Source organism: Sphingobacteriales bacterium (genome assembly GCA_016700115.1).
GTDB lineage: Bacteria > Bacteroidota > Bacteroidia > Chitinophagales > UBA2359 > UBA2359.
The window spans coordinates 2,567,653-2,583,030 of the sequence record CP064999.1 but is presented as its reverse complement, the minus strand read 5'-3'; the positions used below and the strand labels follow the sequence as shown (position 1 = coordinate 2,583,030).

Genomic DNA, 15,378 nt, shown 5'->3' with positions numbered 1-15,378 from the left:
AAAATCAAATTAAACAACAAAACCCCCTGCCAACTTTTTGGAAAAAGTAATGCTGAGGGTTTTGTTGTAGCCTGCCGGCAAAATGAGAAGTTGACCGGTAGGTTTTACTCGCTTAGTTTTATTTTTTTGCTAAATTCTTCGACTTCATCTTTAAATAATGAATTCATACTCTTTTGATCATTGACTGTATTAACGGCGTGCATTACAGTTGTATGATCTCGGTTAAAGAATTTACCTATTTCCGTCAAAGATTTGTTTGTAAAAGTCCGGCAAAGATACATTGCTACTTGACGCGGAATAACCAATTCCCGTTTTCTCGAATTACCTTTTATTCCTTCCATTGGTATCCGGTAATGTTCAGATATGGTTTTGGTGATAAATTCACAGGTAATTTCGGACGAAACATGATTGCTGACATTGCGGACACTTTCTTTGGCCATATTCAAATCAATTTCTCTGTTCATCAGTAAAGATTGTGCCAGCAAATGATTCAAAACCCCTTCCATGGTTCTAATACTGTCGTTGATATGATGAGCAACATAAGCAGATACGTCTCTTGGAATTTCGATGCCTTCCATTTGCGCCTTACGCTCAAGAATTGCAATTCTTGTTTCTAAATCAGGGATTTGAAGCTCGACGGCTAACCCCCATTTAAATCTCGATAACAAACGGTCGTTAATTCCAGGAAGATCGCGGGGCGGCACATCTGAGGTCAAAATCAACTGTTTACCACTTTGGTGCAAACTGTTAAATGTATGGAAAAAGTGCTCCTGTGTTTTTTCTTTGTTTGCAAAAAACTGAATATCATCAACAATCAGGACATCTATGTTTAAATAAATATTGCTGTATTGATTGGCTTTCCCCGATTTCAAGGCTTCAATAAACTGACTGATGTAAGCATCTGCATTGATAAACAGTACTTTCTTGTTGGGATGTTGAATTTTGAGCTCATTGCCAATTGCATGAGCGAGGTGAGTTTTACCTAACCCCGAATCACCATAAATTACCATCGGGTTATAGGCTGCACCGGGTTTTTTGGCAATCGCAAAACCTGCCGAACGTGCCAGTAAATTGCAGTCTCCTTCTATAAAATTTCTGAAAGTATAGGCGGGATTTAACTGAGAATCGAGTTTGATTTGACTGACAATTCCTGGAATTACCAGTGCATTTCCCTCAAAACCGTTTCTAAATTCTTCATCATCCAGATGCTTATTTCCTCCGGTTGCATTAGTAAACAAAGGTTGTCCATTCTTCTGTCCGCCTTTATCCACCATAATCATGTACTCAAACTTGGCATCCGGTCCTAATTCGGACTTAATGGATTTATTGATTTTATCGGCATAATGCTCTTCCAGCCATTCGTAAAAAAACTGGCTTGGCACCTGAATCGTGATGGTTTTATTTTCCAGCTTTACAGGTACTATTGGTAAAAACCATGTTGAGAAGCTCTGTTCATTGTTTATTATTTCTTTAAGGTATGATAAGCAATTATCCCAAACATTTTGTAATGTTTTCATGGCAAAATGGTAAAAAATTAATAATGTTTTTGGCGCTGTTTTGTTTTTTAATCATTTCTAATAGTACGACTCCCCTCGTTGAATTTCATCTCAAATTGTGTTCGTTCTTAACCGTTCATTGTTTTGCTTGAATTGAATAGCGTTGTTTAAGTTCAATATTTTAGCGACAAAAGCCCTTTACAAACCGGTTTGGATGGCTTCCAATGGTTTGCTGACGTGCAAATGCAGTGTATGTTTTTAATAATATACCCTACTAATTTAGTAGTGTGTTTTTTGGAACAGATTGTTCCGATGCCAGACTGATTGGCAATTCTTTTTTATATCCCCGCCTTGATGCGGGATTGCAAAGATGCTATAACTTTTGCTTTTTTTTAAGCCCGAATTGTCATTTTTTAAAGCAATTATTTAAACCTTTTTTATCCCTCGTCTTTTTTTAAATCCCAAACCACTAAAGATGCTTGATTAAAATAGACTTATCCATTTACAAGAAACTTAAATTGTTTAAATAAAAATGTTTCTATCCTCTTTTTTTAATCTGGCTTCAGGCAAAGTTCAGTATTTATGAAATGCTGATAAAAAGGTTATTTTATTCTGTATATTTACACCCTGATTTCAAACAACCTGAAATTGAAAAGTTTGCTTCCCATGAAAAAACTTATACTGACTATAGTCTTGTTTGTATTTACCGGACTTAGTGCTTTTGCACAACAAGATGCCCAATATACTCAATACCTGTTTAACGGCTTAGTTATAAATCCTGCTTATGCAGGTAGCCGTTCTGCTTTCAGTGCGCTGGCTATTTACCGCTATCAGTGGGTTAAAATTGAAGGTGCTCCCCGAACTTTGGGGGCAAGTTTGCATAGCCCGATCAATGAAAGCAATAATTCTTTAGGGCTGTCAATAGAAAACGACATGATTGGCGTGCATAACAGGTTTAGTGCTTATGCCAGCTATGCCTATCGTTTACAAATTTCAAACACCGCGCAACTTGCTCTGGGTTTAAGTGCCGGAATACTCAGCTACCGATCAGACTGGACAAAATTAGAAGCCATTCAGGACCCGACAGATCCAAATTTCAGTTCTGTTGCCGAAAACAAAATCTTGCCGAATTTCGGTTTAGGAGTATATTTTCATAGTGAGCGTTATTTTATCGGGCTTTCTGTTCCACATTTGCTGAGCAGCGAACTGGACGACCTGAGTCAACTCTCCAAATATAAACGTCATTATTTCCTGACCGGCGGCTATGTATTCGATTTAAGCCCTGCACTCAGACTTAAACCTTCTTTTCTTATTAAATCCGTTCCTTCAGATTCGCCTTTTCAGGCAGATTTGAATTTAAACCTTTTAATCAAAGACATGGTTTGGGTAGGAATGGGCTACCGGACAGGAGATGCTTTGTTATTTACTGCCGAATACCATTTGCAAAATGGTTTACGCTTTGGATATGCTTATGATTTCAGTGTATCAAAACTCAATCCCTATAACAGCGGCAGTCATGAAGTAATGATTGGCTGGGATGTCGTGCGGTCTAAACCCGAAAAAGTTTTAAGCCCCCGCTTCTTCTGACCACAACAACGCAAACCACTCATGCAACTCTTTTATGCTCCCGAAATCGCTCGGGATATCAATGTTTTATCACCGGAGGAGTCGCATCATTGTATCCATGTATTACGACATAAAGTTGGCGATACGATCCACCTCATTGACGGTGTTGGCAAGTTTTACAAAGTGCTAATCACTAAAGCAAGTTTAAAGGCCTGTGAATATGAAATTTTAGAAATTGTTCAGAGTGAGCAAGAACCTCCTGTTAATATACATCTTGCCGTTGCTCCGACTAAAAATATTGAACGGTGGGAGTGGATGTTGGAAAAAGCCACAGAATTGGGTGTATCTCAAATTACCCCGTTGATGACAAAACGCACGGAAAGAGCAAATCTAAGAATAGAACGACTACAAAAGATTATACTTTCTGCCACAAAACAGTCTTTAAAAGCAATTGTGCCTGTTCTGCATCCTCCGACAGGATTTACTCAACTCCTCTCAAATCAGCTTCAAACAACCGGAATACAAAAGTTAATTGCTGTTATTGATGACAACAATCTTCACCTTTGGCGGGTTTATACCAAAAGCAACGATGCGTTGATTCTGATTGGACCGGAAGGCGATTTTACACCTGAAGAAATAGAACTGGCATACCAAAACGGGTTTAGTCCTGTATCTTTGGGAAGAAGCCGGCTTAGAACGGAAACGGCTGCTATTGCCGCCTGCCATACTTTGAATATGCTAAACGAATAAATAATTTGACCCCCCAAATCAAAGCATGACCATGCTTAAGTTGGAACGGAATAAAATTTTTACTCCTTTTAATCACCTGACAAGTAATTATATGCGGAACAATTCGATTATTTGGTTCATTTTTTCTGCTGTTTTCTGCCTTATCAACCCTTCATTGGTTAATGCGCAAAATAGCAATGTTAAAATAGGATTGCTTAAATATAGCGGTGGGGGCGATTGGTATGCCAACCCAACCTCTTTGCCCAACCTGATAAAATATTGCAATAAGGAGTTAGGAACAAATATTGATCCTGAACCCGAAACTGTTGAAGTGGGAAGCCCTGAAATTTTTAACCTGCCTTTTATACACATGACCGGTCACGGAAATGTGGCTTTTTCCAATGATGACGCTAAAAATCTTCGTCAATATCTCGAATCCGGTGGGTTTTTACATGTTGACGACAACTATGGAATGGACCCCTATATCCGGCCGGCATTGAAGCTGGTCTTTCCTGAACTGGATTTGGTGGAACTGCCATTTTCACATCCTGTTTACAGCCAACGATACCAGATGCCAAACGGGTTGCCAAAAATTCATGAGCATGATGGTAAACCTTCTCAAGGGTTTGGGTTAATTTACCAGGGCAGGTTGGTGGTCTATTACAGTTTTGAAACAGACCTGGGAGATGGTTGGGAAGATCCCGATGTTCACAACGACCCACCGGAAGCCAGAGATAAAGCCTTAAAAATGGGTGCAAATTTAGTACAGTTTGTATTTACCCAATAATACCATTACGTAGTCAAAAATAACCCACCCAATTTAAAGACTTTAACCAATCAAGCGTAGTGTAAAATTAAATCATAGTTGGTATTAAATGTCTGTGGATGACTTAAAGAGTTGACTTTGGCTGTTAAGAATAATTGAAAAAGTCTGCCCTCCTTTAGGTGACAAACCGAGTAGTTTGTTTTCACCACCACCTAACTACCTTAGTAACCAACTAATTACACACTCAAAAAAAACCTTATTACCTTCTTGTCCGAAGTGCATACATCCCTTTTTTATGCTTTCATTTTTATAAAGTAATAAGGTTTGTGAGTTTACTTGTTATATATTTTACTAAGGTAATAAGGTTATACCATTTCACTATCTAAAAGAACCCACCCCTAACCCGACACCCCCCTGCTCCCCTCAAGTGCTAATCTTGTAGAGGTTTTTCTCCCGAAGATTTTTGCACAGAGAAAAATAATATACTCTGTGGTTCTCTGTGCTGCCTCTGCGAACCTCTGTGATAAATAATTGCGGGAATAAAGCAATAAAGCACCGGTACTCCAAAGCATCCTCAATTCCGGCAAAAGCCGGCACACTAACCAAACCCCTGCAAGATTAACTCAAATGGGATAGGAGGGGAATTTAAAGACCAACGTCAGTAATTGATGGATCAAAATTAAATCAGAGTTGGTATAACAAATAAACCATAACAAAAAAGCCTCGTGCTCTTTCGGGAACACGAGGCTTTTTTACTAATGTACAAAATAAACCTATTTGGCTTTGGGGCATTTTCGGTTAAAAATAGTGTAGGTAATCCCAACATTGGTCATCAGATAGCCATCTTTATCGGTCAGAAAACCGCGTTGTTTACCAACTTCACCGATTGGGTTTCCAACCTCATCAGACCGGTCTGAAAGTTCAGCAGCGATTGTTCCGTCACCTAAAAAATAAGTATCCGCAAAAGTAGTGCTGACATCATCTATATAATCGGTAAAGGTTTTGCGATAGGCAATCTCCACATAAAAATTCCAGCCTTTGCGCATCCAATACTTAATACCTCCTCCAAGAGGAATAGAGGGCTGTATGAGCTTATAAGGTTTGTGACCGGTGTAATCAGAGTTTTGCTGACCTTCAGTACCTAATTCATGAAGATTATAGGTTTCGCCTTCATATTTTGTTCTGGGATTAAAATAAAACAAGGCTAATCCTGTAGTCAGATAAGGCGTAAACGAATGTTTTGCGCTACCGATAATGTATTTTTTAAAATGCAGGTCAATTTGTCCGGAAACCTCAATCAGATTGCTTTTGAAACTCAGATTGCGGGCTTCCTGATATGGATTTTTAGAACTTGCGTCGTTGCCTACTAATCGTGTTATGCCAACGCCTGCCTTCAACATGATATAGTCATTCATGGTATAACGGTAAACTGCCCCAAAAGCGGGACGGGTTTTGGTCATATCATAGTTGGTATTTAAATCGCCAAAATAGGTGCCGCTGCCAAGCCACAAACCAACTTCAGAATGTTGGGCAAAACTATTAACTGCAAAGGCCAGAAAGGTGAGAGATAAAAAAACTGTTCTTAATTTAATGATCATTTCCGGAAATTAAAATTAGCATTTTGGTGTAAACGGAGAAAACTCCCGTCTTATTGTTTGGAGATGCTTTAAAATAAAGAGGTGACCGAAAAATAGTTTTAACAAAAAGAAAGGCACTAAAAAACAATCAGTTCTTTAGTGCCTCTACATGCAATAACTATATGATTAAAAAGGGAAAACCCAAATTTCAATTAGTTAAGAGCGTTTTCTAAATCTTTACCGGCTTTAAATTTAACTACGTTGCGGGCTGCAACAGATACTGCCTTTCCGGTTTGCGGATTGCGGGCAGTGCGAGCCGGACGGTTGCTTGACGAAAAAGTGCCAAAGCCAACTAAAATTACTTTGTCGCCTTTTTTAAGCGTGTCTTCAACGCCTTTAATTAAAGCGCTTAATGCAGCAGTAGCCTGAACTTTTGTTAAGCCCGACTCACCGGCAATATGGTCTATCAATTCTTTTTTGTTCATGATTATTAAGAATTTACAATTAAATTAAATCTGCCGCAAAGATAGTACATGTTCTTTTAATTGCAACCCTTTACAACAATCTTGTGTATATTTTTTTGAAATTTTACAATTTAAATCGTTTTGCATACATTTTAAGCTGCTTTTTGAGCAATAAAAAACAAGGTTCTTTTATATTTGCTCCATGAAAAATACTCCTTTTACCGATTTTCATATTGCGTCAGGCGCAAAAATGGCCGAGTTTGCCGGATATAATATGCCTATCAGCTATACCGGCATCAACGACGAACATCTCTGTGTACGTCAAAAAGCCGGCATATTCGATGTTTCCCACATGGGACAGTTTATTGTTCGGGGTGATGGCGCTGCACAACTTGTTCAGAAAATCAGCAGCAATGATGTATTAAAACTCGAAGAGGGGGAAGTTCAGTATTCCTGCCTGATGAATCATCAAGGCGGTATTACAGACGATATGTTGGTCTATAGACTTCCGGGTAATGCGTTTATGCTGGTGGTCAATGCCGCAAATATCGAAAAAGACTGGAACTGGCTGTTAAATGAAAATCATGAAAATGCCGAACTGATTGATATATCTGACCGCACAGCATTGCTGGCAGTTCAAGGCCCTATGGCAGCACAAATCCTGCAACCCCTTACAAAGATGAACCTGTCGGAAATGAAATACTATACTTTCGAAAAAGGAATCTTTGCCGGGTTTGAAAACATCCTGGTATCTGCCACCGGATATACCGGCGCAGGCGGGTTTGAAATATACTTCGATAATGAAAATGCTGCTGCTATCTGGGATGTAATTATGGAAAAAGGAACCCCCTTTGGTTTGCAACCTGCCGGGCTGGGTGCAAGAGATACCCTTCGACTTGAAAAAGGGTATTGCCTTTATGGCAACGATATTGACGATACCACCACCCCGCTCGAAGCCGGTTTGAGCTGGATTACCAAACTTAAAACAGACCTGCCTTTCATCGGCAGAAGTGAATTATTATCACAACAACAAACCGGAGTTGCCCGAAAACTTGTAGGTTTTGAATTGATACAAAAAGGAATACCCCGACACCACTACCCTATCACAGATGCAACCGGCAACCACATCGGAACGGTAACTTCCGGCACTTTCTCCCCCTCGCTCCAAAAAGCTATCGGTATGGGTTATGTTCCAACTGATTTTGCCAAAGCAGGCACTGCTATATATATAGATATCAGGGGCAAACTGACCGAAGCACGGGTGGTTAAAATGCCGTTTTTATAGTGCCGGTCTGTCTTGTTCTAAAACAGGTTTCCAACATTGGGGTGTTTACTCGTCCCATATCCGCAAAGATGTAAAATAATACAAGTTATTTATACAGCAATACTTAGCCCTTAATAATCGTTCAAAAAATCCAATGCTGCTATTTCGTTTTGCTCAATAGCTATTTCTACTGCCCGTTTTGCAGCCTCTAATAGTTCTTTGCTTTGGGCTTGTAATTTGAATGATTGCTGCATTTTTTCGGAAACTACCTTTTGTATATTATTTGGGAAAATAGGAATAACCAAATCCTTGATAGAGGTTTGAGTTATTAATGGCTGAACTGAACCACCAGCAATTTTTTCCATTAATTCTGCATTTATATTTGAATTTAAGTAGCAAGTATAAACGTCAGGCAATAAATTGTGATGAAGCCTTAAACACAATACATTATCCGAATAAATACTGTTTTCAAACTTTTTGTTAACAGTACCAAATGAACCAATTGCACCAACTCGTGCAGTTAGAATGTCTCCTTCTTTTGTAAATTTTGTTAATCCGTTAGTACTGACAAAATATTTTTCATCCTCAACAATCCGACCTTTTGATATATTGGTATTACGGATATAGAACGTTAGACCTTCAGCCTTTTCATGGTACTCGTTGCAAAAATCTCCTGTATTTATCTCCAATAAACTATTTCCTATGGTGGACCAACCATCTTTATATTCCTTTATTATATTTTCAATCTCATCATACTTCGGCTGATAATATTCCGCATCAATTCTTCCACTTGAAAGAAAACTTTCTTTTAGTGTTTTGGTATTGTTGTTTTTGATAGTAGGTTGCCAATTGATTAAACCCAATTCTTGTAATAGGATATTTTCGGCTTCGGTGTAAAGAACTTTGGATTGCTGAATTTTTAAATAATAGGTTTGAATTGTTTTTTCAATTACTTCCTGAAAACTATTTGAAATAACAGGCACTTTCATTTCTTGCAAACACTCTGTGCCTAAGTTTCTCTGTCTAATTCCTTTTGCATATCGTTCAAGTTGTTCTCTGCAATACTTAGTAGATAATATAACAAAGAACACTCTATTAGAGATAAAAACAGTTTGCTCATCCCTTAAATACACCTTAGCAACTCTTTGGTTCCAAGTTGCATTACAAGGCACTTCAAATATCAATGAAACTTTGCCAACATCTGGTGGGTCACCAGTTAAAGACATTAGTATATCATCAACTTTAAGTAATTCGCCTTTTTGAAAGATGAATTCTTCTAACTCTAAATTTTCCCATTGCTCTATAAATCTCTTTTGAGTTACATCACCAATCTTTGCAACTTTAACGCTGCGATTTTCCCATAAATTTAATTCCGAAAATTTATCAGAAGCATAAGCCCTGCCATTGTCATAATTGGCAACCTCAAAAAATGGTATGGAGTTTTTGCGGAGTAATTTTTCATTATTCAAAAATCGTTTATCAAAATATTCTGACTCAATTCTATAATCAATAATATTTTCTAAGGCGTTATATTTTATTTCAACCACTTCCAGCCCTTCCAAGAAACCTTTATATTTAGGTTCGTTGAATAGGGCGTTTAATCCCCCCGGCCCCCTTTTTAAGGGGGAGAAATATCCGCCCTCGTTGCGTTGAGGCTGTCTAAAAAGCCCCTCAAAAAGCAGTTCTCATAAATCAAAAAAAGTGATTTAAATATTTTTTTATGAGGGAAAGAAACTGTAACTTTAGGAATAAAAACAAGCGAAATGAAACCACAATTTAAAGCCATACCCGCCAATAAGTTAAGCCTGTTTCCTGAAAACATTTTTGACAAGATACCGGCAAACCATCCCGTTATGTTAGTAAATGAATTGGTGGATGGTTTGGATATAGACCACATAATCAAGCAATATAAAGGCGGAGGTACGACGAGTTATCATCCCGCATGATGTTAAAAGTATTGTTCTACGCCTATTTAAACAATATTTATTCGTGTCGTAAAATCGAAAAAGCGTTACATGAAAACATTCATTTTATGTGGCTTTCGGGGAATAGCCTTCCCGATTACAGAACCATCAATTATTTTCGGGGCAAAAGGCTGAAGGGGAGTATTCAGCAGTTGTTCGGGGATGTGGTTCGCATGTTACAGAAGTTGAAATATGTCAGCCTTGAAGTCCAATACATAGACGGTACGAAGATAGAATCGGCATCCAATCGTTATCGTTTTGTGTGGAAAGGGAGTGTAGAGAAAAACAAAGCGAAATTGGAAAAGAAAATACAGGCAATCTTGTCGGTAATAGAATCACAGATTAAAGAAGACCAATCGGAACCGGATGGGGAGGATACCTCCAAAGCCATTGACAGCAAAGAGCTAAAAGAAATGCTGTCAAAGTTGAACAGCGAAATAAAAGACAAAGACAAAACCATCCAAAAGCAGTTAAAAAAGTTGGCAGAAGAACACCTGCCCAAATTGGAGCAATATGAGCAACAGTTGGAAACGCTTGGCGGGAGGAACAGCTACAGCAAGACAGATGAGGATGCTACCTTTATGCGCTTGAAAGATGACCACATGCAAAACGGTCAGCTGAAACCGGCTTACAATGCACAAATCAGTACCGAAGATCAGTTCATTACCCATTACAGCATCCACCAAACGCCTGGCGACACCACGACTTTAGAAAAGCACCTCGACGGTTTTGAACAACAATACGAAACCCAAAGCAAAGAAATATCAGCCGATGCAGGTTATGGAAGCGAAGAGAATTACGAAATGCTGGAAAACAAACAAATAGCCGCTTATGTGAAATACAATTATTTCCACCATGAGCAAAAAAAGGCTCAAAAGAATAATCCATTTCTGGTTCAGAACTTATACTACAACAAACAGGAAGATTATTATGTATGTCCGATGGATAAAAGGATGGAGTTCGCCGGAAAAGGCAAACGGATAAGTTCCAATGGTTATGAATCAGAATTGCATTATTATGAAGCCAAACATTGTGAAGGGTGTCCGATGCGGGAAATGTGCCACAACTCACCCGGAAACAGAAGGATGGAAGTCAGCCATAATCTGAACCGGCACAGAGACAGAGCAAGAGAACTGCTTACTTCCCCAAAAAGGGTTATACTACCGGAGCAAACGACCGGTAGAAGTAGAAGCAGACATTCGGACAAATGAAAAGCAACAACAAGTTCACAAGGTTCACATTAAGGGGGCTTGATAAGGTTGCTATTGAATTTGGGTTAATGGCAATTGGGCATAACTTGAGAAAATTGGCAAAGAAGAAGGGAAATGCACAAAAAAACGGTCAAAATCCCTCATATACCGACCAAAATCAAGCAATAGTACTCCACTTTATCATTTTTGATAGTGCATGGGACATAGCCGCTTAATTTTCAGCTTAAATTAACCCACAATGTGGATGCTTTTTAGACAGCCTCTTAGGGGGAGTTATTTCCTGCTGCGGGTTAGGGGGAGTTATTTCCTGCTGCGGGTTAGGGGGAGTTAGCTCCGGAGTTAAAAAATGCGCTAATTCTTCCAGCACACCTGCCATATTTTTTCTTACGTCTTTATCTGCAATTCTAATTACTTTTAAGCCCAAAACTTTCATTTGCCTATCTCTTTCAGCATCATATTGCATTGCTTCTTCGGAAAAATGGCTTGCTCCGTCAATTTCTATAACTACTCCTTTTTCTTTACAATAAAAATCGGCTATGTAGTTGAGTATTGGCTTCTGACGATTGAAACTTAGTCCCAAAAATTTATCGGCTTTTAATTCATTCCAAAGCAGTATTTCTGCCAGTTCGCTTACATTTCTCAGATTTCTGCTAAACTGTTTTAAGTTTGGATTGTAAGGTAAATGGTACTTACTGAAAAGTAAATTTTTGGTGGGTATATTATTGTTTTCTAAAAATTCTTTTGTAAGCCCCTCTGTTGAAAATTTTACTTCTTCAAAGGGGCGGAAAGGAAAAAACTTAAACATTCTTTTTTTGCAAACTCTGCAAATGCTTCGGCTATTCCATCAAAGCCCCAATCTTCGTTTTCGGTGGTGCCGTCGTAAAAAGTAAAGCTGCCATAGTTCAATAAATCCTGTGCTACTACGGGATGCATATTGCCTTCTATAAAGGCATCTTTGCTTTTGGCAGTTATGTAGCTTTCGTAGTTGTTTACTCCCCCTTGCCCCCTCAATGATGGGGAATTCCAAGCAGCAAAGTTCTTTTTCCAATAAATGGGTTCGCCGCTATTGTTTTTACCGCTTATTTGCTGTGTGGCAAAAAATATGTTGTAGTCGTCAACTTTCGGGCAAAGTTTATCATCCCATTTTTGCACAAACAACACGCTGGTTTTGGTGCCGGTATGTGGTTTAAAGGTGTTGCCGTGCAAGCCAACTACTGCCAAAATTCGGCAATGCCCGGCAATGTATTCCCGTATGTATTTATCGCTGCTGTTATTAAACCTGCCCTGCGGCAATACCACTGCCATACGCCCTCCGGGTTTTAAAAATTTGAGGTTGCGCTCTATAAACAGAATATCTCTGCCCATTGGCTTTTGTCCGTTGCCTTTTTGCTGTGCAAGGTCGTAATGGCTGAGTATGGTTGTTTCTTTGATATCCCCTGCAAAGGGTGGATTTGCCATTACTACATCAAAATTAAAATGATTGTAGTCGCCTTTTCTCTCGGCTAATTTTCTTAACCGTTTAAAGCCTTCACCAAACACATCATCCCATGTCGGATCGTTTTTCAGCATTTCCCATTTGGTAAAATCGAGGGTGTTTAGCTGCAACACATTGGTTTGCCCATCACCGGCAATTAAATTTAACGCCCTGCTTACTCTTACGGCTTTTTCATCAAAATCAATGGCAAAAACTTTTTCTTGCACATATTCAATACAAGCCTGTGGTTTCTTTTCGGCTGTCATCATATAATTATGAGGCAAGCCCAATTTTTTTAACTGGTTCCGCCACACATGGAAAATACTATGTACTGTAAACCCACTGCTACCTGCGGCTGTGTCAATCACATACTCTTCGGGCTTTGGGTTCATCATCCGCACACACATATCAATCACATAACGCGGGGTGAAATATTGCCCCTTTTCGCCCTTGCTGCTTTTCTGCATCAAAAATTCAAAAGCACTGTCCACCACATCCAAATTGCTATTGAATAGCTTATAGTCTTGCAAAAAAGAAACACATACAGAAAGATGTGTTGGCGTAAGATTTATTTTAGTGCCTTCCGGAAAAACGCCTTCCCATTTTCTGTTTGCACGGTCAAACAGTTTTTGAATTTTATCTTTCAGTTGTATATCATCATGCCCGTGATTGTAAAATTCTAAATTTCTCGTACTTCTTTCCGGCTCATTGCCGCTTTGCATTTCATCAAACAGCTTTGAGAAAATAAGTTTAAACACTTCTTCAAATACATCAACTCCGGCATTTGCCAATACCTCATCTTCCATATCCTGAATAATATCTTTCAGCGATTTACCCTTTGGATTGGCTTTTTCCTGGTCTATCAGGTTTTGCAGCGTGAAAGGTTTATTGAGAAAATCGGCCAGTGTTTGGTCGGCTTTCGGCAAACCCAAAATGGCTTCAAAAAAGTTTGGGTTCTTTCGGTGGTAAAAATTGATGGCATCGCCATTTGTCCAAACTGCCATTGTTGCCCCTGTGCCATGGCAATAACTTTTTAATTGTTCTTTACCGTCTTTGGCTTTGGGCTTTTTTATTTCAGCAATGATGTAAGCCGTGCTAAGGTCTTTATCGCTTACTACCACAATATCTGCCCGTTTTGCTTCTCTGCCAAACTTGACAGGATATTCAAATTGGATTTGTTTTGCCGGGTAGCCGTATTCTTCCAATAACTTGTAGGCATATAATTGCCTGATCACTTCTTCGGGAGTAATTTTGATTTCCTTATTACGAATGATGCAAACGGCTTTGTATTCTTTGCCCTTTTTACCTTCGCTTACGGCGATGCGGTTTTCCAACCATTGTATTTCGGTTTCGGTAAAAATGGTTAGGCTATAGTCCGAATTTCTAAGTATTTCATGAATGTTGCTCATTTGATATTACTTTCTATAAAGGGTGATGCTATTTCAAGAAAAAAGCAAATGTACGGCTATCACCCGTAAAACAATCAGAAAAAGGAAATCTTCGCATAAAGCGACGACCTCAGAAAAATAATCCCCCCTCCAATTCTTCATTTTTAGCCTTATTTTCTTCAAAAATTAACCGGATGGGTTAATGCTTTAACCGGATGCCTTAAAGCTTTAACCGGATGCCTTAAAACTTTAATCAGATACCTTAAAACTTTAATCAGATACCTTAAAGCTTTAACCTGATGCCTTAAAGTTTTAACCTGATGCCTTAAAGTTTTAACCTGATGCCTTAAAGTTTTAACCTGATGCCTTAAAGCTTTAACCTGATGCCTTAAAGCTTTAACCTGATGCCTTAAAGCTTTAACCTGATGCCTTAAAGCTTTAACCTGATGCCTTAAAGCTTTAACCTGATGCCTTAAAGCTTTAACCTGATGCCTTAAAGCTTTAACCGGATAGCTTAAACTTTTGAGCTTTTTGGTTGTTATTTCAGTGTTTTGAGTTCAAAAACACAGTTTGGGCGATAAAGCAGCAAAAAATAGCGCTTGGAATACGTAATTTTAATTAATTCACATCTAAATCGTCGGATATGCCTTATGCCAATTTGAGAATAGCGTTTCCCGAAGCCGACTACCTGCTTGCCAAAAACGATTTTGATCATCTCAAAAGCCGGCTTCCGTTTGTTATCAACCTCACGCCGGCCGAAAAATCGGGATATTTGCGACTTGGCGGAAAAGCGATGATGTTTGTCAGAAAGTCGTTGCAGTTTTATACCGACAATCCTGCCTTGCAAACGGGATATGTTTCGCTGACGGAGTGGAAAAACGATTGGGAAACGATGGAACGCTTAGAGATGCTGTTGTTGCAGGTCAATGTTTTGCAAGAGGCTTTGCAAGACACGGTAACTGCCCTAAAAATGGAAAACATGAGTTCGGCGTTGTCGTTTTACAATATTTTGAAAAATGCTGCCCAACAAAACGTGCCCGGAACGGACAATATCCTTTCGGAACTGAAAGAGATGATGCCGGGCGTACATCGAAAAAAAGTCAAACCGGCCGAAGCTAAAGCCGAAAATCCCCAATTGAATGCAGATGAAACGGGTTCGTAACTATTTACCTGGCTTGGTTCGGAAGGCGTAAGCGATTAAAAGCTTAATATCTTAGTAACCAACTAATTACACACTCAAAAAAAACCTTATTATCTTATTGCCCGAAGTGCATACATCCCTTTTTTATGCTTTCATTTCTATAAGGTAATAAGGTTTGTGAGTTTACTTTTTATATATTTTACTAAGGTAATAAGGTTATACCATTACATTGTCAAAAATATCCCACCCCAATTTAAAGGCATAAACCAATCATGTGTGGTACAAAATCAAATCATAATTGGTATAATACCGCAGGTTTTCCTTTTGAAAAAAAGTTG

The 15,378-nt window shown here is 38.8% G+C and carries 11 protein-coding genes and 1 pseudogene; 6 read left to right on the top strand and 6 right to left on the bottom strand.

Features of this window, described 5'->3' with window-relative positions:
• Nucleotides 1–104: 104 nt before the first annotated feature.
• Nucleotides 105–1,517, bottom strand: a complete 1,413-nt coding sequence (dnaA, locus tag IPM47_09225; protein ID QQS31075.1) for a chromosomal replication initiator protein DnaA — start codon at nucleotides 1,515–1,517, stop codon at nucleotides 105–107.
• 645 nt (nucleotides 1,518–2,162) lie between these two features.
• Between dnaA and IPM47_09220 the strand changes: the two genes are divergently transcribed.
• From IPM47_09220 to IPM47_09210, 3 genes are all read left to right on the top strand, one after another.
• Entirely contained in the window at nucleotides 2,163–3,083 is a 921-nt protein-coding gene (locus IPM47_09220) for a type IX secretion system membrane protein PorP/SprF (GenBank protein QQS31074.1), read from the top strand.
• A gap of 21 nt (nucleotides 3,084–3,104) precedes the next feature.
• Complete coding sequence (locus IPM47_09215) at nucleotides 3,105–3,812, top strand: 16S rRNA (uracil(1498)-N(3))-methyltransferase (protein QQS31073.1); 708 nt, start codon at nucleotides 3,105–3,107, stop codon at nucleotides 3,810–3,812.
• Between the two features lie 91 nt (nucleotides 3,813–3,903).
• On the top strand, nucleotides 3,904–4,578 hold the full coding sequence (locus tag IPM47_09210) for a DUF4159 domain-containing protein (protein QQS31433.1): 675 nt from the start codon (nucleotides 3,904–3,906) through the stop codon (nucleotides 4,576–4,578).
• A gap of 752 nt (nucleotides 4,579–5,330) precedes the next feature.
• Here IPM47_09210 and IPM47_09205 read toward each other — a convergent pair.
• Both IPM47_09205 and IPM47_09200 read right to left on the bottom strand, forming a co-directional pair.
• Nucleotides 5,331–6,155, bottom strand: coding sequence for an outer membrane beta-barrel protein (locus tag IPM47_09205; GenBank protein ID QQS31072.1), 825 nt, complete (start codon nucleotides 6,153–6,155; stop codon nucleotides 5,331–5,333).
• A gap of 191 nt (nucleotides 6,156–6,346) precedes the next feature.
• Nucleotides 6,347–6,619, bottom strand: a complete 273-nt coding sequence (locus IPM47_09200; protein QQS31071.1) for an HU family DNA-binding protein — start codon at nucleotides 6,617–6,619, stop codon at nucleotides 6,347–6,349.
• A 181-nt stretch (nucleotides 6,620–6,800) separates the two neighbouring features.
• Between IPM47_09200 and gcvT the strand changes: the two genes are divergently transcribed.
• A complete protein-coding gene (gene gcvT / locus IPM47_09195) occupies nucleotides 6,801–7,883 on the top strand; it encodes a glycine cleavage system aminomethyltransferase GcvT (GenBank protein QQS31070.1) in 1,083 nt (360 codons plus the stop codon).
• A gap of 110 nt (nucleotides 7,884–7,993) precedes the next feature.
• Here the strand turns inward: gcvT and IPM47_09190 are convergent, their stop codons facing one another.
• Nucleotides 7,994–9,424, bottom strand: a complete 1,431-nt coding sequence (locus tag IPM47_09190) for a restriction endonuclease subunit S (GenBank protein QQS31069.1) — start codon at nucleotides 9,422–9,424, stop codon at nucleotides 7,994–7,996.
• 201 nt (nucleotides 9,425–9,625) lie between these two features.
• Between IPM47_09190 and IPM47_09185 the strand changes: the two are divergent.
• A pseudogene (locus IPM47_09185) lies at nucleotides 9,626–11,132 on the top strand (IS1182 family transposase).
• A gap of 128 nt (nucleotides 11,133–11,260) precedes the next feature.
• On the opposite strand, the gene IPM47_09180 reads toward IPM47_09185, so the two are convergent.
• Together IPM47_09180 and IPM47_09175 are read right to left on the bottom strand one after the other, a co-directional pair.
• Nucleotides 11,261–11,842, bottom strand: a complete 582-nt coding sequence (locus tag IPM47_09180; GenBank protein ID QQS31068.1) for a DUF559 domain-containing protein — start codon at nucleotides 11,840–11,842, stop codon at nucleotides 11,261–11,263.
• Nucleotides 11,803–13,920, bottom strand: coding sequence for an N-6 DNA methylase (locus tag IPM47_09175; GenBank protein ID QQS31067.1), 2,118 nt, complete (start codon nucleotides 13,918–13,920; stop codon nucleotides 11,803–11,805). Before IPM47_09175 ends, IPM47_09180 begins: the two co-directional genes overlap by 40 nt.
• A 622-nt stretch (nucleotides 13,921–14,542) precedes the next feature.
• On the opposite strand from IPM47_09175, the gene IPM47_09170 reads away from it, so the two are divergent.
• Complete coding sequence (locus tag IPM47_09170; GenBank protein QQS31066.1) at nucleotides 14,543–15,061, top strand: hypothetical protein; 519 nt, start codon at nucleotides 14,543–14,545, stop codon at nucleotides 15,059–15,061.
• Nucleotides 15,062–15,378 lie beyond the last annotated feature (317 nt).

Coding starts and splice junctions, on each gene's coding strand:
- IPM47_09215 (QQS31073.1), top strand. CDS start 3,105: ATGCAACTCTTTTATGCTCCCGAAATCGCTCGGGATATCAATGTTTTA.
- IPM47_09220 (QQS31074.1), top strand. CDS start 2,163: ATGAAAAAACTTATACTGACTATAGTCTTGTTTGTATTTACCGGACTT.
- IPM47_09175 (QQS31067.1), bottom strand. CDS start 13,920: ATGAGCAACATTCATGAAATACTTAGAAATTCGGACTATAGCCTAACC.
- IPM47_09170 (QQS31066.1), top strand. CDS start 14,543: ATGCCTTATGCCAATTTGAGAATAGCGTTTCCCGAAGCCGACTACCTG.
- gcvT (QQS31070.1), top strand. CDS start 6,801: ATGAAAAATACTCCTTTTACCGATTTTCATATTGCGTCAGGCGCAAAA.
- IPM47_09200 (QQS31071.1), bottom strand. CDS start 6,619: ATGAACAAAAAAGAATTGATAGACCATATTGCCGGTGAGTCGGGCTTA.
- dnaA (QQS31075.1), bottom strand. CDS start 1,517: ATGAAAACATTACAAAATGTTTGGGATAATTGCTTATCATACCTTAAA.
- IPM47_09210 (QQS31433.1), top strand. CDS start 3,904: ATGCGGAACAATTCGATTATTTGGTTCATTTTTTCTGCTGTTTTCTGC.
- IPM47_09180 (QQS31068.1), bottom strand. CDS start 11,842: ATGTTTAAGTTTTTTCCTTTCCGCCCCTTTGAAGAAGTAAAATTTTCA.
- IPM47_09205 (QQS31072.1), bottom strand. CDS start 6,155: ATGATCATTAAATTAAGAACAGTTTTTTTATCTCTCACCTTTCTGGCC.